The sequence below is a fragment of the Streptomyces armeniacus genome, from assembly GCF_003355155.1.
GTDB classification, from domain to species: Bacteria; Actinomycetota; Actinomycetes; order Streptomycetales; family Streptomycetaceae; genus Streptomyces; species Streptomyces armeniacus.
On the sequence record NZ_CP031320.1, the window covers coordinates 7,972,059 to 7,990,914 of the forward strand.

Below are 18,856 nucleotides of genomic sequence, written 5' to 3' on the forward strand. Positions count from 1 at the left end.
GGTCACCATGAAGGCACTCGTTCTTGCGGGCGGCACCGGTTCCCGGCTGCGCCCGTTCAGCCACAGCACCCCGAAGCAGCTCGTGCCCGTCGCCAACAAACCGGTCCTGTTCCACGGGCTGGAGGCGATACGGGCGGCCGGCATCACCGATGTCGGCATCATCGTCAACTCCGCGAGCGCCGCCATCCGTACGGCCGTCGGTGACGGCTCCGCGCTCGGCGTCGACGTCACGTACCTGCCGCAGGACGAGCCCCGCGGGCTCGCGCACTGCGTCATGATCGCGCGGGACTACCTCGGCGACGACGACTTCCTCATGTACCTCGGCGACAACGTCTTCGCCGACGGCATCACCGAGCCCGTCGCCCAGTTCCAGGCCGAACGGCCCGCCGCGCAGCTCGCCGTCGTCAAGGTCGCCGACCCGTCCGAGTACGGCGTCGCCGAACTCGACCCGTCCGGGCGCGTCGTCGCCCTGGAGGAGAAGCCCGCCCGGCCGCGCAGCAACTACGCGGTGACCGGCGCGTACTTCTTCTCCCCGCAGATCCACGAGGCCGTGCAGGGCATCCGGCCCAGCTGGCGCAACGAACTGGAGATCACCGACGCCCTGCAGTGGCTCGTCGACCAGGAGCAGGAGGTGCGCGCGTACGTGTGCACCGGCTACTGGAAGGACACCGGCAACGTCACCGACCTCCTCGACTGCAACCGCGCGCTGCTGGAGAAGACCACCTCCGGGGTACGCGGCTCCGTGGACCCGCTCAGCCAGATCGGCGCCTCCGTGGTCGTCGAGGCCGGGGCGACCGTCACGGCCTCCCGCATCGACGGGCCCGCCGTCATCGGCAGCGGCACGTCCATCAAGAACAGCTACATCGGCCCGTACACCGCCATCGGCAGCGGCTGCCGCGTCGAGAACTCCGCCGTGGAGGACTCGATCCTGCTCGACCGCGCCTCGATCCAGGGCGTGCGGTCCATCAACGGCTCCCTCATCGGCCGTGAGTGCGACGTCAGCCAGGCCCGCCAGGAACTCCGCGTCCACCGCCTGATCATGGGCGACGACAGCCACGTCGAGGTGCCCGCATGAGACTCCTGGTCACCGGCGGCGCCGGCTTCATCGGCTCGCAGTACGTGCGCGGCCTGCTCGACGGCCGCTACCAGGCCGCGGGCACCGGCGCGGCCCTCCCGGGCGGCGACCTGATCACCGTGCTGGACAAGCTCACGTACGCGGGCAGCCTCGACAACCTGCCCGTGGACGACGAACGGGTCACCTTCGTCGAGGGCGACATCTGCGACGCCCGGCTGCTGGCCGAGGTGCTGCCCGGACACGACGCCGTCGTGCACTTCGCGGCCGAGTCGCACGTCGACCGGTCCATCGGGGACGCCTCGCCGTTCGTCATGACGAACGTCGTCGGCACCCAGACCCTGCTGGAGGCGTGCCGGGCGGCGAAGGTCGAACGGATCGTGCACGTCTCCACCGACGAGGTGTACGGCAGCATCGACGAGGGCTCCTGGACCGAGGACTTCCCCCTCGCGCCCAACTCGCCCTACTCCGCGTCGAAGGCCGCCAGCGACCTGTTCGCCCGCGCGTACTGGCGCACCCACGGCCTGTCCGTCTCCGTCACCCGGTGCTGCAACAACTACGGTCCCTACCAGTACGTCGAGAAGGTCATCCCGCTGTTCATCACCAGCCTCACCGACGGCGGGGACGTGCCGCTGTACGGCGACGGGCACCACATACGCGAGTGGCTGCACGTCGACGACCACTGCCGCGCCATCCACCTGGTGCTGACCCGCGGCGGGGCGGGGGAGACGTACAACATCGGCGGCGGCTCCGAGATCACCAACCTGGAGCTGACCGACCGGCTGCTGAAGCTGTGCGGCGCCGACTGGGACCGGGTGCGCCGCGTGCCGGACCGCAAGGCGCACGACGAGCGCTACTCCCTGGACAGCGGCAAGATCCGGGAGGAGCTCGGCTTCGAGCCGGAGATCCCGTTCGGGAGCGGCCTCGCCTCCGTCGTGGACTGGTACCGCGACAACCGGTGGTGGTGGGAGAAGGCCAAGGCCGGCACGGCCTGACCCCCGTACGCGCACGCTGATCGGCCCCCGCACCGTCCGTCCGGACGCTGTTGGCTAATTCGGGGGTCTGATCACTTCGCCCCGCCGAGTGTGAGCTCGGCGGGGCGAAGTGCTGTGAAGTGGCTGGTGCGGGTGCGGGCTCGGGGCGTGTCGGTGAGGTGTGCGTCAGATGTGTATGAGGGACAGGGGGACGCCTGTGGCGTCGGGGGCGTCGGTTGTGCCTGGGGCGTCGGGGGCGCCTGTGGCGTCGGCAGGACGCCGGGGGAAGGGTCGTTCGGGCTGTCGAGCCGGGGTACCTGCTGGCTCACTGTCCGGTGCCTCCTCGTGGTGGCCTGCGCCCACGTCGCTCACGGCCCGCTCGTGCCTGCCGTAGACCGTGCTGGGACAACCCGCACAACACCGAAAGGGTTGACTCGCATTTCGGCTTTGCCAAATCGTGACGTGGGGCACTTCGGCGGCGGGCGGGACGTACGGGTTGTCCGCGTCGGCGCCCTAAGCTCTGCGCATGCCCCCGACCGGTTCCGTGCCCGCGCGCCGCCCTCTCGGGACCGTGACCCGCGGAACGACCAGCCCGAACCGGCTGCGCCGCATGGACCGCTGGATCGCCCACACCCACGGCGCGGCCCTCCGCCGTTCCGACGAGCCACCCGTCGCGGTCGACCTCGGCTACGGCGCGGCCCCGTGGACCGCCGTCGAACTGCTGCTGCGCCTCCGCCGCGTACGCGGCGACGCGGAGGTCGCCGGGCTCGAGATCGACCCCGAGCGCGTTGCGGCAGCGAAGCCGTACGAACGCTCCGGCCTCACCTTCGGCCGCGGCGGCTTCGAGATCCCGCTGCCACGCCCGCCACTGCTCATACGGGCGGCGAACGTACTGAGGCAGTACGCGGAGGACGACGTTCCTGCGGCGTGGGAGCGGCTGTGCGGGCGGCTGGCGCCCGGGGGCCTGCTGGTGGAGGGCACCTGCGACGAGATCGGCCGCAGGCACGTGTGGGTGGCACTCGGGCCGGAGGGGCCGCGCACGGTCACGTTCGCGGCGCGGCTGGGTTCGCTGACGCGACCGTCCGACCTCGCCGAACGGCTGCCGAAGGCACTGATCCACCGGAACGTGCCGGGGGAGGCGGTGCACGCGTTCCTCCGCGACTTCGACCGCGCGTGGGCGGCGGCCGCGCCGTACGCCCCGTACGGCGCGCGCCAGCGGTGGGTCCGCGCGGCGCACGCCCTGGGTACGGCGTGGCCGCTGGTGGACGGGCCGCGGAGGTGGCGGCACGGCGAGGTGACGATCGGCTGGTCCGCCCTCGCCCCCCGACCTTCCGGCCCGTCCGGCGCTTGAGGACAGCCACCAGCCACAACGGGCCCGCGCCCGGCACGCTTCGGTTCCCCATCGGACCCCGCACCGCGACGCGGCCGCCCCCGTCCGTCCTCGAACGCCGGACGGACTGGATATGGCAAGCGCCTTGCGCCCAAGTGCAGGCCCGCACAGGGCTGGCGAGCGTCCTCAGTCGCCGGGCGTCCTCAGAGCCACCAGCAGCGCGTCCACCAGTTCGCGGTCCCGCTCGTACGACAGGCGGTCGCGCGCCGCACCCGGCGGCAGCCAGGCCATGCGGTCGACCTCGTGGTTCGGGAGGAAGGAGCCGCCGGTGGCCTCGGCCGCCCAGTAGCGGACCTCCTTCGGCCGGTACTGGGACTCGTACCGCGCCGTCGGCAGCGGCGCACCCGGCTCGCACTCCATGCCGGTCTCCTCGCGCACCTCGCGCAGCGCGCCGTCCAGCGGGTCCTCGCCGCGCTTGAGCTTGCCCTTCGGGTGCGACCAGTCGTCGTACTTCGGCCGGTGGACGACCGCCAGCTCGATGCCGTCGCAGTCCTCCTCGGGCGAGCGGCGCCGCCACAGGACGCACCCGGCGGCCAGCACCGGCTGGTCCATGACGTCGCAGTCCGCAGGCCGCGCCGCCGGCCGCGCCGCCGCGTCTCGCGGACCCGAATCGGGGCCGGGGCCGGAGGCCGTCATCGCGTGCCGCCCCTCTCCGCCCTGCGCGTCGTCTCGGCCGTACGCGTCTCGGCCGTACGCGTCTCCGTCGTACGCGTCTCCGTCGTACGCGCCGTCCACAGCCGCCCGAACGCGAACCGCGCCGCCTCCACCTCGTGCCGCTGGTCCGCGTGCAGCACGCCCAGGGCGTACGCGGTGGCCGGTGCGATGCGCGGCGTACGGGCCGCCGACGCGGCCGCGGCGGCGGCCTCCGCCGCGTCGCGGTGCCGGTCGAGCGCCCGGCTGGCCGGGCCCAGCCGCTGGTCGGCGTCCGGGTCGGCCGCCGCGCCCGTGCCCCGCAGCAGCACCTCCTGTGCGTAGCGGTGCAGCCGCAGCAGCAGCCGTACCTGGTGCCAGGCCGCGTCCCCCTGCACCTCCGCGGCCAGCGAACGGGAGAGCGCCTCCGCGTTGTACGGGTGCTCCGCGCGTGCCAGCGGGAGGATGTCGACCGCTTCGTTCAGGCGGCGGTGCGCCGCCTCCGCCAGCGGCGGAAGCACCTCCTCCGCCGGGCGGCCGTCCGTGTCGGGGGTGATAGGCGCCTCCGAGGCGAGTACGGCGACGGCATCCGCGACGGCGTGGAAGCGCGACGAGCCGAGCGCCTGCAGCGCCGCGGAGTGTGCGCGCGTACGGGCCAGGGTGAGCTGCCGTTCCAGCAGCGCGCCCGCGCGCGCGGCGCCCACCGGCAGGGCACCGCCCTTCGCCGACGGGGCGCCGGAAACGGCAGCACCGCCGGTGCCGCCGGAGCCGATGCCGGTGGAACCGCCGACGGCACCGCCCGCGCCACCCCCTATGGCGCTGCCGTCGCTCGCCAGCCGGTGCAGCGCGGACAGCAGCCGGTCCAGCCGGGCGGCGTACGCGTACTCGCGCGCCAGCGTGCCCGACAGCCAGCCGAGTTCGGTGCGCAGCTGGTCGGCCCAGCCGGTGTCGACCAGCGTGCGGTACGTGTGCAGCGCGCCGCTCATCCGGCGGGCGGACCGGCGGAGTTGGCGTACGGCTGCCGCCGCGTCCGCCACCGCCTCGGGGCTGCCGGCGCTCTCGCCGTGGACGCGCAGGCTGCGCAGGAACTCGGCGGCCTCCGTGTGCAGGTACGCGCCGAGCACGTCACCCGCACCGGCCCCCGGCGCGGCCGACGCCGCGGACCCCGCGGGCCCCGCCGCCGGTGCAGCCGCGGGCACGGACGCCGGCGGCACCGAGGCGGCCGGTGCCGCCGTCGCGCTCTCCGCCGCCGAGGTCCGCGCGGACGCCCGCGACGCCACGCCTCCGCCCCCGCGCCCGCACCTTCCCCTTCTCACCCGCCACCCACAGCTGGCCTGCCGCCAGCACGGTATGCGGTCCGCCCGCCGTGAACTTCACCTGCGGCGTGCCCAACTCCCGGTCCAGGTCGTCGAAGTCGAGCAGCACGTCCCCGTTCATCCGGCCCAGCACGGCGCCGTCGACGGAGCCGGGCGCATCGCATGTTCACCGACCGCAACCGCCCCCGCCCCCGCAACCGCCACAGAGGACAGCTCATGCTGAGAGACACCTCCACGGAAGAATCCGCCGGGACCGCCGCGACCCCCGCGAACCTCACGGGGCGGCTCGGCACCGGCGCGATCGTGTTCATGGTGGTCGCCGCCGCCGCACCGCTCACCGTCGTCGGCGGCAACGTCCCGCTCGCCATCGCCAGCGGCCCCGGCGCGGGAGCGCCCGTCGGCTTCGCCATCGCCTCCGTCATCCTGCTGGTCTTCGCCGTCGGCTTCGTCACGATGACGCCGCACGTGCCCGAGGCCGGTGCCTTCTACGCGTACGCCACCCGCGGCCTCGGCGACCGGGTCGGCGTCGGCACGGCGGGCGTCGCGCTCGTCGCCTACACGGCGATCCAGGTCGGCGTCTACGGCTACATGGGCTGGGCCGCGAACGACGTGCTCAAGACCTTCGGCGGCCCCACCGGCGTGCCCTGGTGGGTGTGGTCGCTCGCGACCGTCGCCGTCGTGGCCTTCCTCGGCTACCGCCACATCGAACTCAGCTCCAAGGTCCTCGGCGTCGCCCTCGTCCTGGAGATCGCCGTCGTGGCCGTCCTGGACGCGGTCATCGTGGCGCGCGGCGGCGAACACGGCGTCAGCGTCGAGTCGTTCACACCCGACGCGGTGTTCTCCGGGCCGCTGGGCGTCGCGGTGCTGTTCGCCCTCACCGGGTTCATCGGCTTCGAGGCCACGGCCGTCTTCCGGAACGAGGCCCGCGACCCGGACCGTACGATCCCCCGCGCCACGTACCTCGCCGTCATCGTCATCGGCGCCTTCTACACGGTGTCCTGCTGGGCCCTGGTGCTCGCCGCGGGCACCGACGAGGCCTCCGGCGTGGCGCAGAAGACCCTCGACGGCGACGCCAACATGCTGATGGACACCGCCGAGGCGTACGTCGGCACGGCCCTCCGCGACATCATGCAGGTGCTGCTGCTGAGCAGCCTGTTCGCCTGCGTGCTGTCGTTCCACAACGTCATCGCGCGCTACACCTTCACCCTCTCCCGCAAGGGCCTCGCCCCCGCCCGCCTCGGCTCCGTACACCCGCGGCACCACTCGCCGTCGTTCTCCTCCGTGGCCCAGACGGTGACCGCGCTGCTCCTGGTCTGCGTCTTCGCGCTGCTCGGACTCGACCCGCTGGTCGGCGTGTTCGGCTCCATGGCCGGAGTCGCGACCGTCGGCATGGTCCTGCTGATGCTCACCACGTCGGTGGCCGTGGTCACGTTCTTCGCCCGCGAACCCGCACTCGCCGCGGGCCGCACCTGGCAGACCCGGATCGCCCCGGCGCTCGCCGTGCTGGGCCTGCTGTCGAGCCTGTGGCTGGTCTTCGCCAACTTCACGCTGATCACGGGCGGCAGCACGGGCGTGAGCATCGCCCTGGCGGCGATCCCCTTCGCGGCCTTCGCCGCGGGCCTGGCCCTCGGCCCTGCCCGCGGCGGCACGCGGCAGTAGACGTCTCCGTTCCCGCCGCGGCCGCCGCACGTCGAGGGCGGTGGGTCAGTCCGGTGTGCGCGGGTCCAGGTCGCGGGCGAGCAGGGCGAGGTAGAGGCAGACGCGGGTCTCGGGGTCGTCCAGGCGTACGTCCAGCAGCCGTTCGATCGCGGCGAGGCGCGCGTACAGCGCCGGGCGGCTCAGGCTCGTACGGCGGGCCAGCTCGTTCTTGTTGCCGTTGACGGCGAGGTACTGCCGGAGCAGGTCGAGATGGCCGGAGCCCTTGCGGGCCTCGTGGTCGAGGAGGCGGTGCAGTTCGGACTCGGCGAACGCCCGCAGGTGCCGGTTGTCGCGCAGGACGGACAGGAGGCCGCGCAGCCGCAGGTGTTCGCCGCGGTAGAAGGGCCGTTCCGGGCCGGTCATGGCGGCGGCGACCTCGGCGGTGTGGGCGGCGTCGGTGAGCCGCCGGGCGGCGGCGATCAGCGACGGCTGGGACGGGCCGACACCGACACGCAGGCGCGGCTCTCCCTCAGGACGGCCGGGGACGCCCGCGGGCAGCTGGCCACCGAGGACGTCGGCGAAGCGCTCCAGCAGCGCGTCCTCGTCGTACGGCCGCGGGCAGGACAGCACCAGTGCGACCTCCCCCAGCCGTACGGTGCTGGTCAGGGACGACACCCCGACCGCCGCCACCGTACGGGCGACGGCCGCCACGAACTGCCGGTCCCGGCGCAGCGCCTCCTCCGCGGACGGCGCGACGGGCCCGGAGGGCGCGCCCGCGTACCGTACGGCGACCGGTACGTACAGCGCGCCGGCGCGCAGCCCGACCGCGCGGGCCCGTACGAGCGCCTCCGCCTCGGTGCCGATACGGCCCTCCGTCAGCTCGCTGATCAGCCCGCTCTGGGCGCGGCGCCGTACGTCGGCCTGGTTCTGCTCGGCCATGAGCCGCAGGGTCAGCGCCTGCGCGGCGCGCTCCAGGACCATGCCGAGCCGGGGCCCGCCGGCCGGAGCGGGCCCGCCGGCGGCGGCAGAGGGAGCACCGGCGGGAGTAGCAGCGCCGGCGGACGGCATGACGAGGCGCCCCCAGGGCTGTCCGTGCACGTCGACGGGGGTGTACAGCCAGTCGTCGGGGGCCAGCCGGGAGCGGCGCTCCCAGTCGTCCAGGACCTCGGTGCCGGTCTCGCCGGGGCCGGGCGCCGCGGCCAGCACGCGGTGGGCGACGTCCTCGAAGACCACGGCGGTGTCCGTGAGGGCGGCGGCGCGGGCGACGATCACCTCGGGCGGCGCGTGCTCCAGGCTGAGCGCGGTGAACACCTCGTGGGCGCGCTGGGCGAACCGGACCTCCTCGTACTGCTCGTTGACGATGCGGCTGTGCACCGCCTCCGTGACCTCCACGAAGCGGACGCTGCGCGCGAGCAGCACCACCGGGAACGCCATCCCGGCCGCGGCCTCGCGCATGGCGTCGGCGAAGTCGCCGTCGGCGGCGGGGAGTTCGACGACGACGCCGGCCGCGCCCGCCTCCGCGAGCCCGGCCAGGTAGGCGTACGGGCGGACCGCGCCGCCGCGCAGCGCGTCCGCGGTGGTGAGGACGAGTTCGCCACCGCGCAGCAGCCCGGTGAGGTCCGTCAGCTGGCTGACGTGGGCCCAGCGGACGGTGCGTCCGAGCAGGTCCACCGGGAACGCCTCATACAGCTCACGCCCCATCCCCAACCGCTGCGCACCCTGACCCGCAAAAACAAACGCCGTACGCCCACCCCGACGCACCGCACCCGTCACCACACCCGCCGCCGACTCGTCCTCCGCGAGGTGGCGCAGTTGCTCCAGCAGGGCGTCGCGGTCGGCGCCCACGACCACCGCACGGTGTTCCAGTGCCGCGCGGGTGGTGGCCAGGGAGAGGCCGATGTCGGCCGGTGCCGCTTCCGGGGCGCGCGTCACGTGGGCGAGCAGCCGCCGTGCCTGTGCGCGCAGCGCGTCCGCGCTCCGCGCGGACAGCACCCACGGCACGGCCGGAAGCGCCGTCCCCTCCGCCGGTTCGGCGGGATCGGCATCCGTGTCCGGGGCCTGTTCCAGGATGGCGTGTGCGTTCGTTCCGCTGATGCCGAACGAGGAGATGCCCGCACGCCGTACGTGCCCGTCCCGTACGGGCCACTCCACCGGCTCCGTCAGCAGCCGTACGCCACCGCCGCCCGCCGACCAGTCGACGTGTGAGGTGGGCTGCTCGGCGCGGAGGGTGCGCGGCAGCACGCCGTGTTGCAGCGCCAGCACGATCTTGATGAGTCCGGCGGCGCCCGCGGCGGACTGGGTGTGGCCGATGTTGGACTTCACCGAGCCGAGCCACAACGGCTGTTCGGGGTCACGGTCCCGCCCGTACGTGGCCAGCAGGGCGTGGGCCTCGATGGGGTCGCCCAGCGACGTGCCGGTGCCGTGCGCCTCCACCGCGTCCACGTCGCCTGTGGTGAGTCCGCCGTTGGCGAGGGCCGCGCGGATGACGCGCTGCTGTGCGGGCCCGTTGGGCGCGGTGAGGCCGTTCGACGCGCCGTCCTGGTTGATGGCGGAGCCGCGGAGGACGGCGAGCACCTGGTGCCCGTTGGCGCGGGCGTCCGTGAGGCGTTCGAGGAGCAGGATGCCCGCGCCCTCGCCCCAGCCTGTGCCGTCGGCGCCCTCGGCGAACGCCTTGCACTGGCCGTCGGCCGCCATGCCGCCCTGGCGGCTGAACTCGACGAACGCCGCCGGTGTCGACATCACCGTCACGCCGCCCGCCAGCGCCAGGTCGCATTCGCCGCTGCGCAGGGCCTGTGCGGCCAGGTGCAGGGCGACGAGCGACGACGAGCAGGACGTGTCGACGGTCACCGCGGGGCCCTCCAGGCCCAGCGTGTACGCGATGCGCCCGGAGACGATGCTGCCCGCGTTGCCGGTCAGGATGTGGCCCTCGATGCCCTCGGGCACCTCGTCGAGCCCGGAGCCGTACTCCTGGTTGCTGCATCCGGCGAAGACGCCCGTACGGCTGCCGCGCAGCGTCGTGGGGTTGATGCCGGCGCGTTCCAGCAGTTCCCAGGCGGTCTCCAGCAGCAGCCGCTGCTGCGGGTCGGTGGCCAGCGCCTCGCGCGGTGACATGCCGAAGAACTGGGGGTCGAACTCGTCCGCGTCGTGCACGAACGCGCCCCGCGTCGTGGCGCTGCCGCCCGTACGGGCGCCGCTGGCGCCGCTCAGCGTGTCGAGGTCCCAGCCGCGGTTGGCGGGCATCTCGGAGAGCGCGTCGGCGCCGTCGGCGAGCAGCTGCCAGAACGCCTCGGGGCTGTCGGCGCCGCCGGGGAAGCGGCAGTTGACGGCGACGATCGCCACTGGTTCCGGGGTGGCGTCGGCCAGCCGCTGGTTCTCCTTCTTCAGCTGGTCGTTCTCGCGCAGCGATGCCCTGAGGGCTGCGACTACTCGGTCCTCGGACGTGGCCATCTTCAGCTCCGCTGGTGGTGCGTCATGGGTCGTGTGGTCAGCCGTCGTCGCCGAGGGCGAGCCGTACGAGGTCGTCGACCTCCAGCTCCTCGTACGCGTCGGTGCCGCCGTCGGCGTCGGAGTCCGCGCCGCCGTCGGCAGCGGCGTCGTTGCCGGTGCCGTCGGCCGTGCCGGTGGCGGTGCCCGTGCTGCCGGCGAGGGCCAGGACGGTGTCCAGGACGCCGGAGGCGCGGAGGGCGTCGATCGGGACCGTGGCGAGCGCCGTACGGATCGCCGCTTCGTCGTCCGCGCGCGCGGAGGTCTCCGCGCCCGCGCCCGTACGGCCGTCGGTGGCGCCGCCGGTGCCACCGTCGGGGAACAGTTCCGCGCACACGTGCGTGGTCAGTGCGGACGGGGTGGGGTAGTCGAAGACGAGTGTGGACGGCAGCGGTACGCCGAGCGCGCCGCCGAGCCGGTTGCGCAGTTCGACGGAGGTGAGCGAGTCGAAGCCCAGCTCCTTGAAGGTCTGCTCGGGGCCGACGTCGCCGCCCGACCCGTAGCCGAGGACGCCGGCGACCTGGGTGCAGACGGTGTCGAGCACCGTACGGTGCCGTTCGGCGGGCGCCAGGCCCGCCAGCCGGCGGCTGAGCGAGTCGGCGCTGTCCGCTCCGGCGGCGCCGGACGCGGCCGTACGGCGGGTGCCCGTGCGGACGAGGCCGCGCAGCAGCGGCGGCACGGTGCCGGTGCCGCCCAGGGCGCGGGTGTCCACGGCCATGGGCAGGACGGCGGGGCCGGGCTGGTCGAGCGCCAGGTCGAAGAGGGCGAGGCCCTGTTCGGGGCGCAGGGCGGGCAGCCCGGCGCGTGCCATGCGGCGGAGGTCGGCGTCGCCGAGTCCGCTGGTCATGCCGGTGGTCTGGGACCAGGGGCCCCAGGCGAGCGACGTCGCGGGCAGGCCGTCGGAGCGGCGGCGGGCCGCGAGGGTGTCCAGGTAGGCGTTGGCGGCGGCGTAGTTGCCCTGGCCCGGTGAGCCGAGCACGCCGGCGGAGGACGAGAAGACGACGAACGCGGCGAGGTCGGCGTCCCGGGTCAGCTCGTGCAGGTTGGTCACCGCGTCCGCCTTGGGGCGCAGCACCGTGTCGAGCCGTTCGGGGGTCAGCGAGCCGATCACGCCGTCGTCCAGAACGCCCGCCGTGTGCACGACGCCCGTCAGCGGACGGTCGGCGGGAATGCCCGCGAGCAGACCCTTCAGCGCGTCACGGTCAGCGGCGTCGCCGCCGATCCGGATCGGGGTGAACGCGGGGTCGCTGGACAAGCGGCTGCTGCGGAAGTACGGGAAGGCGACTCCGGAGGCGCTGGTGGAGTCGGCGTTGTGGGAGTGCTCGCTGTTCGAGGAGCACGGTTTCCGCGACATCAAGATCTCCGTCAAGCACAACGACCCGGTGACGATGATCGCGGCGTACCGGCAGTTGGCGTCCCGCTGCGACTACCCGCTGCACCTGGGGGTGACCGAGGCCGGTCCCGCGTTCCAGGGCACCATCAAGTCGGCCGTCGCCTTCGGCGTACTGCTGTCGGAGGGCATCGGCGACACCATCCGGGTCTCGCTGTCCGCGCCGCCCGTGGAGGAGTGCAAGGCGGGGGAGCAGATTCTGCAGTCGCTGGGGCTGCGCCCGCGCCATCTCGAGATCGTCTCGTGCCCCTCCTGCGGCCGCGCACAGGTCGACGTCTACACGCTCACCGAGCAGGTCAACGCCGCGTTCGAGGGCTTCCCGCACCCGCTGCGCGTGGCCGTCATGGGCTGCGTCGTGAACGGCCCCGGCGAGGCCCGCGAGGCGGACCTCGGGGTCGCGTCGGGCAACGGCAAGGGGCAGATCTTCGTGAAGGGCGAGGTCATCAAGACCGTGCCCGAGTCGAAGATCGTCGAGACGCTCGTGGAGGAGGCACTCCGCCTCACCGAGGGCCTTCCGGAGGACTCCGTTCAGGACCTTCCCGAGGACACCGCCGTGGAGGTGGCGTCATGACCCTCACCACGACCGCCGACGGACCGGACCTCGACGGCGTGCCCGCCGCCGTGGACGTACTGCTCGACGGGTTCTTCGACCGCAAGGCCGGCCGCGGCCGGGCCCCGCACCTGCCCCATCTCGTCGAGCTGCTGCGCGCGTTCACGAAGGGCGGCAAGCGCCTGCGGCCCGTGCTGTGCGCCCGCGGCTGGCAGGCGGCGGGCGGCGGCGACCCGGCCGCCGTACTCCCCGCCGCGGCCTCCCTGGAGCTGTTCCACACCTTCGCGCTGATCCACGACGACGTGATGGACCGCAGCGACACCCGGCGCGGACGGCCCACCGTGCACCGGCTGCTGGCCGCGCGCGCCCGCCGCCACCCGCACCTGCTGGACGCCGAACGCTTCGGCGACAGCGGCGCGATCCTGGTCGGCGACCTGGCCATGGTCTGGTCCGACGAGCTGTTCCACGACTGCGGCCTGCCGCCGGAACGGCTCGCCGCCGCCCGGCCGTTCCTCGACGCGATGCGCGGCGAGGTCATGCACGGCCAGTACCTCGACGTGCTCAGCTGCACCGACTTCGACAGCGGTCTGGACGCCGCCCTGAACGTCATCCGCTACAAGACGGCCCGCTACACCGTCGAACGCCCCCTGCAGCTGGGCGTCGCCCTCGCCGGCGGCGGCCCGCCGCTGCTCGACGCGTGCTCCGCGTACGGGCTGCCCGTAGGCGAGGCGTTCCAGCTGCGGGACGACGTGATCGGCGTCTTCGGCGACCCCGCCGTCACCGGCAAGTCCTGTCTGGACGACCTGCGCGAGGGCAAGCACACGGCGCTGCTCGCCCTGGCACTCGAATGCGCCGACGCCGCCCAGGCCCGCACCCTGCGCGCGCTGGTCGGCGACCCGGAGCTGGACGAGGAGGGCGCGGCGCGCATCCGTTCCGTACTGCTGTCCTCCGGCGCCCTCGACACCGTCGAGCACATGATCACGGAACGCCGCCGGCGCGCCCTGCGCGCCCTGGAGCAGGCGCCGTTCCCCGCCGCCACGCGCTCCGCCCTGCAGCAACTCGCCGTCGACGCGACCGAGAGGACCTCATGACCGCCCACACCCCGCCCGTGCCCGCGCCGTCCGGACGCGTCCTGCTGGCCGCGCCCCGCGGCTACTGCGCCGGCGTCGAACGCGCCGTGGCCGCCGTGGAACGCGCGCTGGAGAAGTACGGCCCGCCCGTCTACGTACGCAAGCAGATCGTCCACAACACCCACGTGATCCGGACGCTGGAACGGAAGGGCGCCGTCTTCGTCGAGGAGACGGACGACGTGCCCGAGGGCGGCACCGTGCTGTTCTCCGCGCACGGCGTCGCCCCCGAGGTACACGAACAGGCCGCCGCGCGCCGCCTGACGGCGATCGACGCCACCTGCCCGCTGGTGACGAAGGTGCACCGGGAGGCACTGCGCTTCGCCGAGGAGGGCTACGACATCCTCCTCATCGGGCACGAGGGCCACGAGGAGGTCATCGGCACGATGGGCGAGGCGCCCGACCGCGTCCAGCTCGTGGACGGCCCGGACGCGGTGGACGGCGTATGCGTACGGGACGAGCGGCGCGTCGTCTGGCTGTCGCAGACGACGCTGTCCGTGGACGAGACCATGGAGACCGTCGAACGCCTCAGGGAGCGCTTCCCGGCGCTCGTCAGCCCGCCCAGCGACGACATCTGCTACGCGACGCAGAACCGCCAGCTCGCCGTCAGGCAACTGGCCGCCGACTGCGAGCTGGTGATCGTCGTCGGCTCGCGGAACTCGTCCAACTCGGCCCGGCTCGCGGAGGTCGCGCTCCAGGCCGGCGCGGCCGCCTCGTACCTCGTGGACAGCGCACAGGAAGCGCGGGAGGAGTGGCTGCGCGGGGTGTCCACGGTCGGTGTGACGAGCGGCGCCTCCGTGCCGGACGTCCTGGTCGACGAGCTGCTGGTCTGGCTCGCCGGCCGCGGCTACGCGGACGTCGGGATCGTCACGGCGACGGAGGAGCGGCAGCGGTTCGCGCTGCCGCGCGAACTGGCCCGCTCATGACCGTACTTCGCCCGCTCAGCACCCTGCCCGTGACCGTACGCGCAGCCAGGAGGCGCCGTGGAAACCGTGGGCGTTGACCCCGTGGAACTCGCAGATCCAGTAGACCCCGTACAGCCCGCGCAGCCCCCAGACTGTCTCTTATCCACCACTGAGACGAGGCGGGCGAGTGCAGCGCCGGCCCCTGCGTCATCTCCATCGCGAAGTCGTCCGCCAGCTCCAGGATCGTCGCGCGCCCCTCCAGCTCCGCGACCCAGCCCGGCGGCAGCGCCGTCTCGCCGTTGATGGTGCCGAGCAGGTTGCCGCAGATCGAGCCGGTGGCGCCGCTGTCCCCGCCGTGGGTGACCCCGAGCAGCAGCCCGTGCTGCACGTCCCCGGCCACCAGCGCGCACGCGACCGCTCTCGACAGGGCCTCCCCCGCCGTCCCGCCCTGCGGCCGGTCCCTCATGCCCCCCCCCCGCTGCCACCGCCCTCTCCCGCCGCCGCCTCCACCCCGTCCCTCTCCCCTATACACTCCATCTCCCGCCCCCGCCACCCTCGCCGCCGGTCCCGCCTACCTCCGCCTCGTCCGCCTCGAAGCCGTGCTCGCCGAGACCGTCGCCCGCCTGGACGCCGACCGCACCGCGACCGCCGCCGCCGGGCCCGCCACTTCCGCCGGTGCGTCCGACGGGCGCGAGTACGGCCCGGGTGAGCACACCGTGCGCGCCGTACGGTGCGCGTTCTCCGAACTCGCCCTGTCCTTCACCCTCTTCGGGCACCACCGGTTCGAGCAGGCCCTGCGCGCCCTGCCCGCGCACACCGCGCTGAACGACCTGCCGCCCGACTGCCCCGAGCCGGACCGCGCCCTCCCCGGGCACACCGAGTCGTGCCCGCACTGCCGGGAGTTCCTGCGGCTCAACCCCGCCTACGCGTGCCTCCCGCAGCGCCGCGCACGGCTGCTCCAGGACACCGTGGACCTCGCCGTACGGGCCCGGCTGGCCCTCGCGCGCGCGGCGCTCACCGGAGGGGACGGCGGCCTGGAACGGGCGTACGAGGAGTGGGCGGAGGCGATCGCCGTCTCCGGCCGGGCGGCGATGACCGTACGCACCAAGATGGCCGTCCTGCGCATGGTCCTCGGCCGTGCCGACGCGCTCTCCGACGAGGACAGCGTGCGGCGCGGCAGCTGCCTGGACGAGGCCATCAGCATCGTGGAACGCGCGCTCCCGCTGCTCGGCCCGCCCGGACGGCAGCCGCTGTCGGCGAAGCTGTCCGAACTGCTCGCCGTACGGGGCGTGTGGGGCGGATACGGCTGCGCCGAGTACGACATCCGCCCGGACATGGTGCGGGCGGAGGCGGATCTGCGCCGGGCGCTCGAACTCAACCCGGAGTCCGTGTACGCGCGCGACAACCTCGTACGGGTGCTCGTCTTCGGCCTCGATCCGCGGCCGGGCACCGGCAGCAGGGTGCACAAGCTGACGGTGCTGCTGGAGGCGTTCCGGCTGCTGCACGGAGGGCTGGAACGGCTGCCCACGCACGCCCGTTACTGGGAGACGCTGGGCGACGCCCTCGAAGACCTCGAGTCGCTGCTGCTCGGCGGCCTCTCCTCGCAGCGGCTCCTTGACCACCTGGTGCAGGTGCCGGACGAGGTGGAGCGTGCACAGGGCGACGCGGCGGCACGCGCCCGCGAACTCCTGGAGGAGGCGCGGCGGCTGCGCGACGCGCAGGGCGACACCGCCGGGGCGCTGCACCTGCTGGCACGCGCCACCCGCGCGCACCCCTCGAACGCGGACGTGCGCCTGGAGCTGCTGCGCACCACGGAGCAGCGGCTGAACGAACTGTGCGAGCCGGGGGCGTGATCGGTGCATGCGGTGTACGGGGTGCGAGCGGCGCAGGCCGTACGCGAGCGAGCTGGGTGAGAAGACGAAGGGTGAGGGACTGTGTTCAAGGATCCGCTGACCGCGTGGCACGGGCCGTTCCCGTACGACGTGCTGGCTCCGGTGGGGGTGACACCCGCGACGACGCACTCGGAGATGCAGGACGTGTCGTTCGACCTGATGGTGCAGCGCCTGATGACCCCGGAGACGCAGACCGCGTGGAACGAACTGCGCACCCTCCAGAAGCGGTTGCTGGTCGACGCCGTGCTGTGGGACGTCGATCCGGAGGCGGAGATCGCCACCGCACGGCAGGAGCTGGACGAGGCCCTGAGCGACCCGGGGGAGCCGCCCGAGGTGGCCGCGTGCCTGGCGCCGCCGGGAGCGGACGCGCTCGACTGGCTGGTGGAGGAGCTGGACGGGGTGGAGCTGAACGCCCCCGAACCGGCCCTCCCGGACGAGGCGGACGACGCGCTGTCCGGTGCGCCCGTACCGCCGGGCCTGCTCGACGAGTTGATCCGGTTCGACCGCTGAGCCGGTCGCCGTGCACGGGAAGGGAGGGGGTCCGCGCTGATGAGTGAGCCGAAGACACCGCAGGGCGGCGGGGCCGAACTGGACCGGCTGCGCTGGGAGTTCGCCGCCGCGCTGGACGAACGCGAGGCGGCGCACCGCGAGCAGACAGGCCGCCTGCTGACGGCGCTCCTCGGCGCGCTCGACTCGTTCGACCGGCTGCTTGCCGACGGCCCGCCGCCCGCGGACGGCGAGGGCGTGCAGGCGTACCACCAGAGCGTAGGGCTGGTAGCCCGGCAGCTGGACGAGGCCGTCCGTACGGGTGGGCTGGAGCCGATCGGGCTGCGCGGTGAGACGGCGGACCCGGCCACCCACCAGGTGATCGACGTACGGGAGCCGGGGCCGCCCGGTACGGCGGAGGACGAGGTGCTGGAGGTCGCACGGCGCGGATACCGGTACCACGGGCGGGTGTTGCGCGCGGCGCAGGTGGTGGTCGCGGGCCCCGCGCCCGTACCCGTACCCGAATCCCTGCCCGCACCGGAAGCGGACCGCGAACCGGAACCCGCGCCGGACCGCGAACCGGAACCCGAACCGGAGCCCGCGCCGGACCCCGGACCGGAACCGGCCCCGTATACCAATCTGACCCAGCGCACGACAGCCTAGGTGTAGACCGCGGAGGGGGCGGATCGATTAAGCAAACACGTAAACACACAACAAGAAATGCTGCAATGACACGACTTCGGCGGTGTGCTTGAGCCCCGCTACATTATCGGCGCGGAATCACTTGACCAGTGAGCTATTACGCACTCTTTCAAGGATGGCTGCTTCTAAGCCAACCTCCTGGTTGTCTCTGCGACTCCACATCCTTTCCCACTTAGCACACGCTTAGGGGCCTTAGTCGATGCTCTGGGCTGTTTCCCTCTCGACCATGGAGCTTATCCCCCACAGTCTCACTGCCGCGCTCTCACTTACCGGCATTCGGAGTTTGGCTAAGGTCAGTAACCCGGTAAGGCCCATCGCCTATCCAGTGCTCTACCTCCGGCAAGAAACACACGACGCTGCACCTAAATGCATTTCGGGGAGAACCAGCTATCACGGAGTTTGATTGGCCTTTCACCCCTAACCACAGGTCATCCCCCAGGTTTTCAACCCTGGTGGGTTCGGGCCTCCACGACCTCTTACAGCCGCTTCACCCTGCCCATGGCTAGATCACTCCGCTTCGGGTCTTGAACACGCTACTAGGCCGCCCTCTTCGGACTCGCTTTCGCTACGGCTCCCCCACAACGGGTTAACCTCGCAACATGCCGCAAACTCGCAGGCTCATTCTTCAAAAGGCACGCAGTCACGACACAGAAAGCACAAGGCTCCCTGTGCGACGCTCCCACGGCTTGTAGGCACACGGTTTCAGGTACTCTTTCACTCCCCTCCCGGGGTACTTTTCACCATTCCCTCACGGTACTATCCGCTATCGGTCATCAGGGAATATTTAGGCTTAACGGGTGGTCCCGCCAGATTCACACAGGATTTCTCGGGCCCCATGCTACTTGGGTGGCTGTCCAATGAGTCGAGAATGTTTCGGCTACGGGGGTCTTACCCTCTACGCCAGGCCTTTCGCATGCCCTTCGCCTACACCCACGATTTATCACTCACCGACCGTCCGGCAGAACGATCAAAACAACTCCCACAACCCCGCACGCGCAACCCCTGCCGGGTATCACACACATACGGTTTAGCCTCCTCCGGTTTCGCTCGCCACTACTCCCGGAATCACTATTGTTTTCTCTTCCTGCGGGTACTGAGATGTTTCACTTCCCCGCGTTCCCTCCACACACCCTATACATTCAGGTGCGGGTGACAGCCCATGACGACTGCCGGGTTTCCCCATTCGGACACCCCCGGATCACAGCTCGGTTGACAGCTCCCCGGGGCCTATCGCGGCCTCCCACGTCCTTCATCGGTTCCTGATGCCAAGGCATCCACCGTGCGCCCTTAAAAACTTGGCC

General features: G+C 72.7%; 12 protein-coding genes, 4 pseudogenes and 1 other annotated feature. Of the genes and pseudogenes, 10 read left to right on the forward strand and 6 right to left on the reverse strand.

Annotated features, from left to right (window positions below):
- Positions 1-7 precede the first annotated feature (7 nt).
- The 3 genes from DVA86_RS34460 (at position 8) to DVA86_RS34470 (ending at position 3,397) form a co-directional block, all read left to right on the forward strand.
- A complete protein-coding gene (locus DVA86_RS34460; protein ID WP_208884153.1) occupies positions 8-1,075 on the forward strand; it encodes a glucose-1-phosphate thymidylyltransferase in 1,068 nt (355 codons plus the stop codon).
- The gene (gene rfbB / locus DVA86_RS34465) at positions 1,072-2,067 is read left to right on the forward strand and encodes a dTDP-glucose 4,6-dehydratase (RefSeq protein ID WP_208884154.1); all 996 of its coding nucleotides are present in this window, start codon (positions 1,072-1,074) and stop codon (positions 2,065-2,067) included. Before DVA86_RS34460 ends, rfbB begins: the two co-directional genes overlap by 4 nt.
- A gap of 505 nt (positions 2,068-2,572) precedes the next feature.
- Complete coding sequence (locus DVA86_RS34470; protein ID WP_208884156.1) at positions 2,573-3,397, forward strand: class I SAM-dependent methyltransferase; 825 nt, start codon at positions 2,573-2,575, stop codon at positions 3,395-3,397.
- A 165-nt stretch (positions 3,398-3,562) separates the two neighbouring features.
- Here the strand turns inward: DVA86_RS34470 and DVA86_RS34475 are convergent, their stop codons facing one another.
- From DVA86_RS34475 to DVA86_RS35840, 3 genes are all read right to left on the reverse strand, one after another.
- The gene (locus tag DVA86_RS34475) at positions 3,563-3,988 is read right to left on the reverse strand and encodes an NUDIX hydrolase (protein ID WP_208884157.1); all 426 of its coding nucleotides are present in this window, start codon (positions 3,986-3,988) and stop codon (positions 3,563-3,565) included.
- An 80-nt stretch (positions 3,989-4,068) separates the two neighbouring features.
- Positions 4,069-5,280: a CHAD domain-containing protein gene (locus DVA86_RS34480; RefSeq protein WP_425470963.1), complete on the reverse strand. Its 1,212-nt coding sequence runs from the start codon at positions 5,278-5,280 to the stop codon at positions 4,069-4,071.
- Positions 5,192-5,503 carry a hypothetical protein gene (locus DVA86_RS35840; RefSeq protein WP_245997488.1) on the reverse strand — a complete coding sequence of 104 codons (312 nt, stop codon included), beginning with the start codon at positions 5,501-5,503 and terminating at the stop codon, positions 5,192-5,194. The genes DVA86_RS34480 and DVA86_RS35840 overlap by 89 nt, the downstream gene beginning before the upstream one ends.
- 95 nt (positions 5,504-5,598) lie before the next feature.
- On the opposite strand from DVA86_RS35840, the gene DVA86_RS34490 reads away from it, so the two are divergent.
- Positions 5,599-7,041 (forward strand): APC family permease, encoded by a 1,443-nt coding sequence (locus DVA86_RS34490; protein ID WP_208884160.1) that lies wholly within the window; start codon positions 5,599-5,601, stop codon positions 7,039-7,041.
- A gap of 45 nt (positions 7,042-7,086) precedes the next feature.
- On the opposite strand, the gene DVA86_RS34495 is transcribed toward DVA86_RS34490, so the two are convergent.
- Positions 7,087-10,467, reverse strand: coding sequence for a beta-ketoacyl synthase N-terminal-like domain-containing protein (locus DVA86_RS34495; protein WP_208884161.1), 3,381 nt, complete (start codon positions 10,465-10,467; stop codon positions 7,087-7,089).
- 37 nt (positions 10,468-10,504) lie between these two features.
- Positions 10,505-11,716: pseudogene (locus DVA86_RS34500) on the reverse strand (type I polyketide synthase); the annotation flags it as partial.
- Here DVA86_RS34500 and ispG point away from each other — a divergent pair.
- The 3 genes and pseudogenes from ispG to DVA86_RS34515 form a co-directional block, all read left to right on the forward strand.
- Positions 11,712-12,464, forward strand: a pseudogene (gene ispG, locus DVA86_RS34505) ((E)-4-hydroxy-3-methylbut-2-enyl-diphosphate synthase); the annotation flags it as partial. The pseudogenes DVA86_RS34500 and ispG overlap by 5 nt on opposite strands.
- A complete protein-coding gene (locus DVA86_RS34510; RefSeq protein WP_208884165.1) occupies positions 12,461-13,534 on the forward strand; it encodes a polyprenyl synthetase family protein in 1,074 nt (357 codons plus the stop codon). The pseudogene ispG and the gene DVA86_RS34510, both read left to right, overlap by 4 nt.
- Positions 13,531-14,496, forward strand: coding sequence for a 4-hydroxy-3-methylbut-2-enyl diphosphate reductase (locus tag DVA86_RS34515; protein ID WP_208884166.1), 966 nt, complete (start codon positions 13,531-13,533; stop codon positions 14,494-14,496). Before DVA86_RS34510 ends, DVA86_RS34515 begins: the two co-directional genes overlap by 4 nt.
- Positions 14,497-14,638: 142 nt before the next feature.
- Here DVA86_RS34515 and DVA86_RS35850 read toward each other — a convergent pair.
- Positions 14,639-14,926: pseudogene (locus DVA86_RS35850) on the reverse strand (ADP-ribosylglycohydrolase family protein); the annotation flags it as partial.
- Positions 14,927-15,074: 148 nt separating this feature from the next.
- Between DVA86_RS35850 and DVA86_RS34525 the strand changes: the two are divergent.
- From DVA86_RS34525 to DVA86_RS36390, 3 genes and pseudogenes are all read left to right on the forward strand, one after another.
- Complete coding sequence (locus DVA86_RS34525; RefSeq protein WP_208884169.1) at positions 15,075-16,328, forward strand: tetratricopeptide repeat protein; 1,254 nt, start codon at positions 15,075-15,077, stop codon at positions 16,326-16,328.
- An 81-nt stretch (positions 16,329-16,409) separates the two neighbouring features.
- Complete coding sequence (locus DVA86_RS34530; RefSeq protein WP_208884170.1) at positions 16,410-16,877, forward strand: hypothetical protein; 468 nt, start codon at positions 16,410-16,412, stop codon at positions 16,875-16,877.
- Between the two features lie 39 nt (positions 16,878-16,916).
- Positions 16,917-17,339, forward strand: a pseudogene (locus DVA86_RS36390) (nucleotide exchange factor GrpE); the annotation flags it as partial.
- Positions 17,340-17,438: 99 nt separating this feature from the next.
- Positions 17,439-18,842 (reverse strand) — a sequence feature (23S ribosomal RNA rRNA prediction is too short).
- Positions 18,843-18,856: the final 14 nt, after the last annotated feature.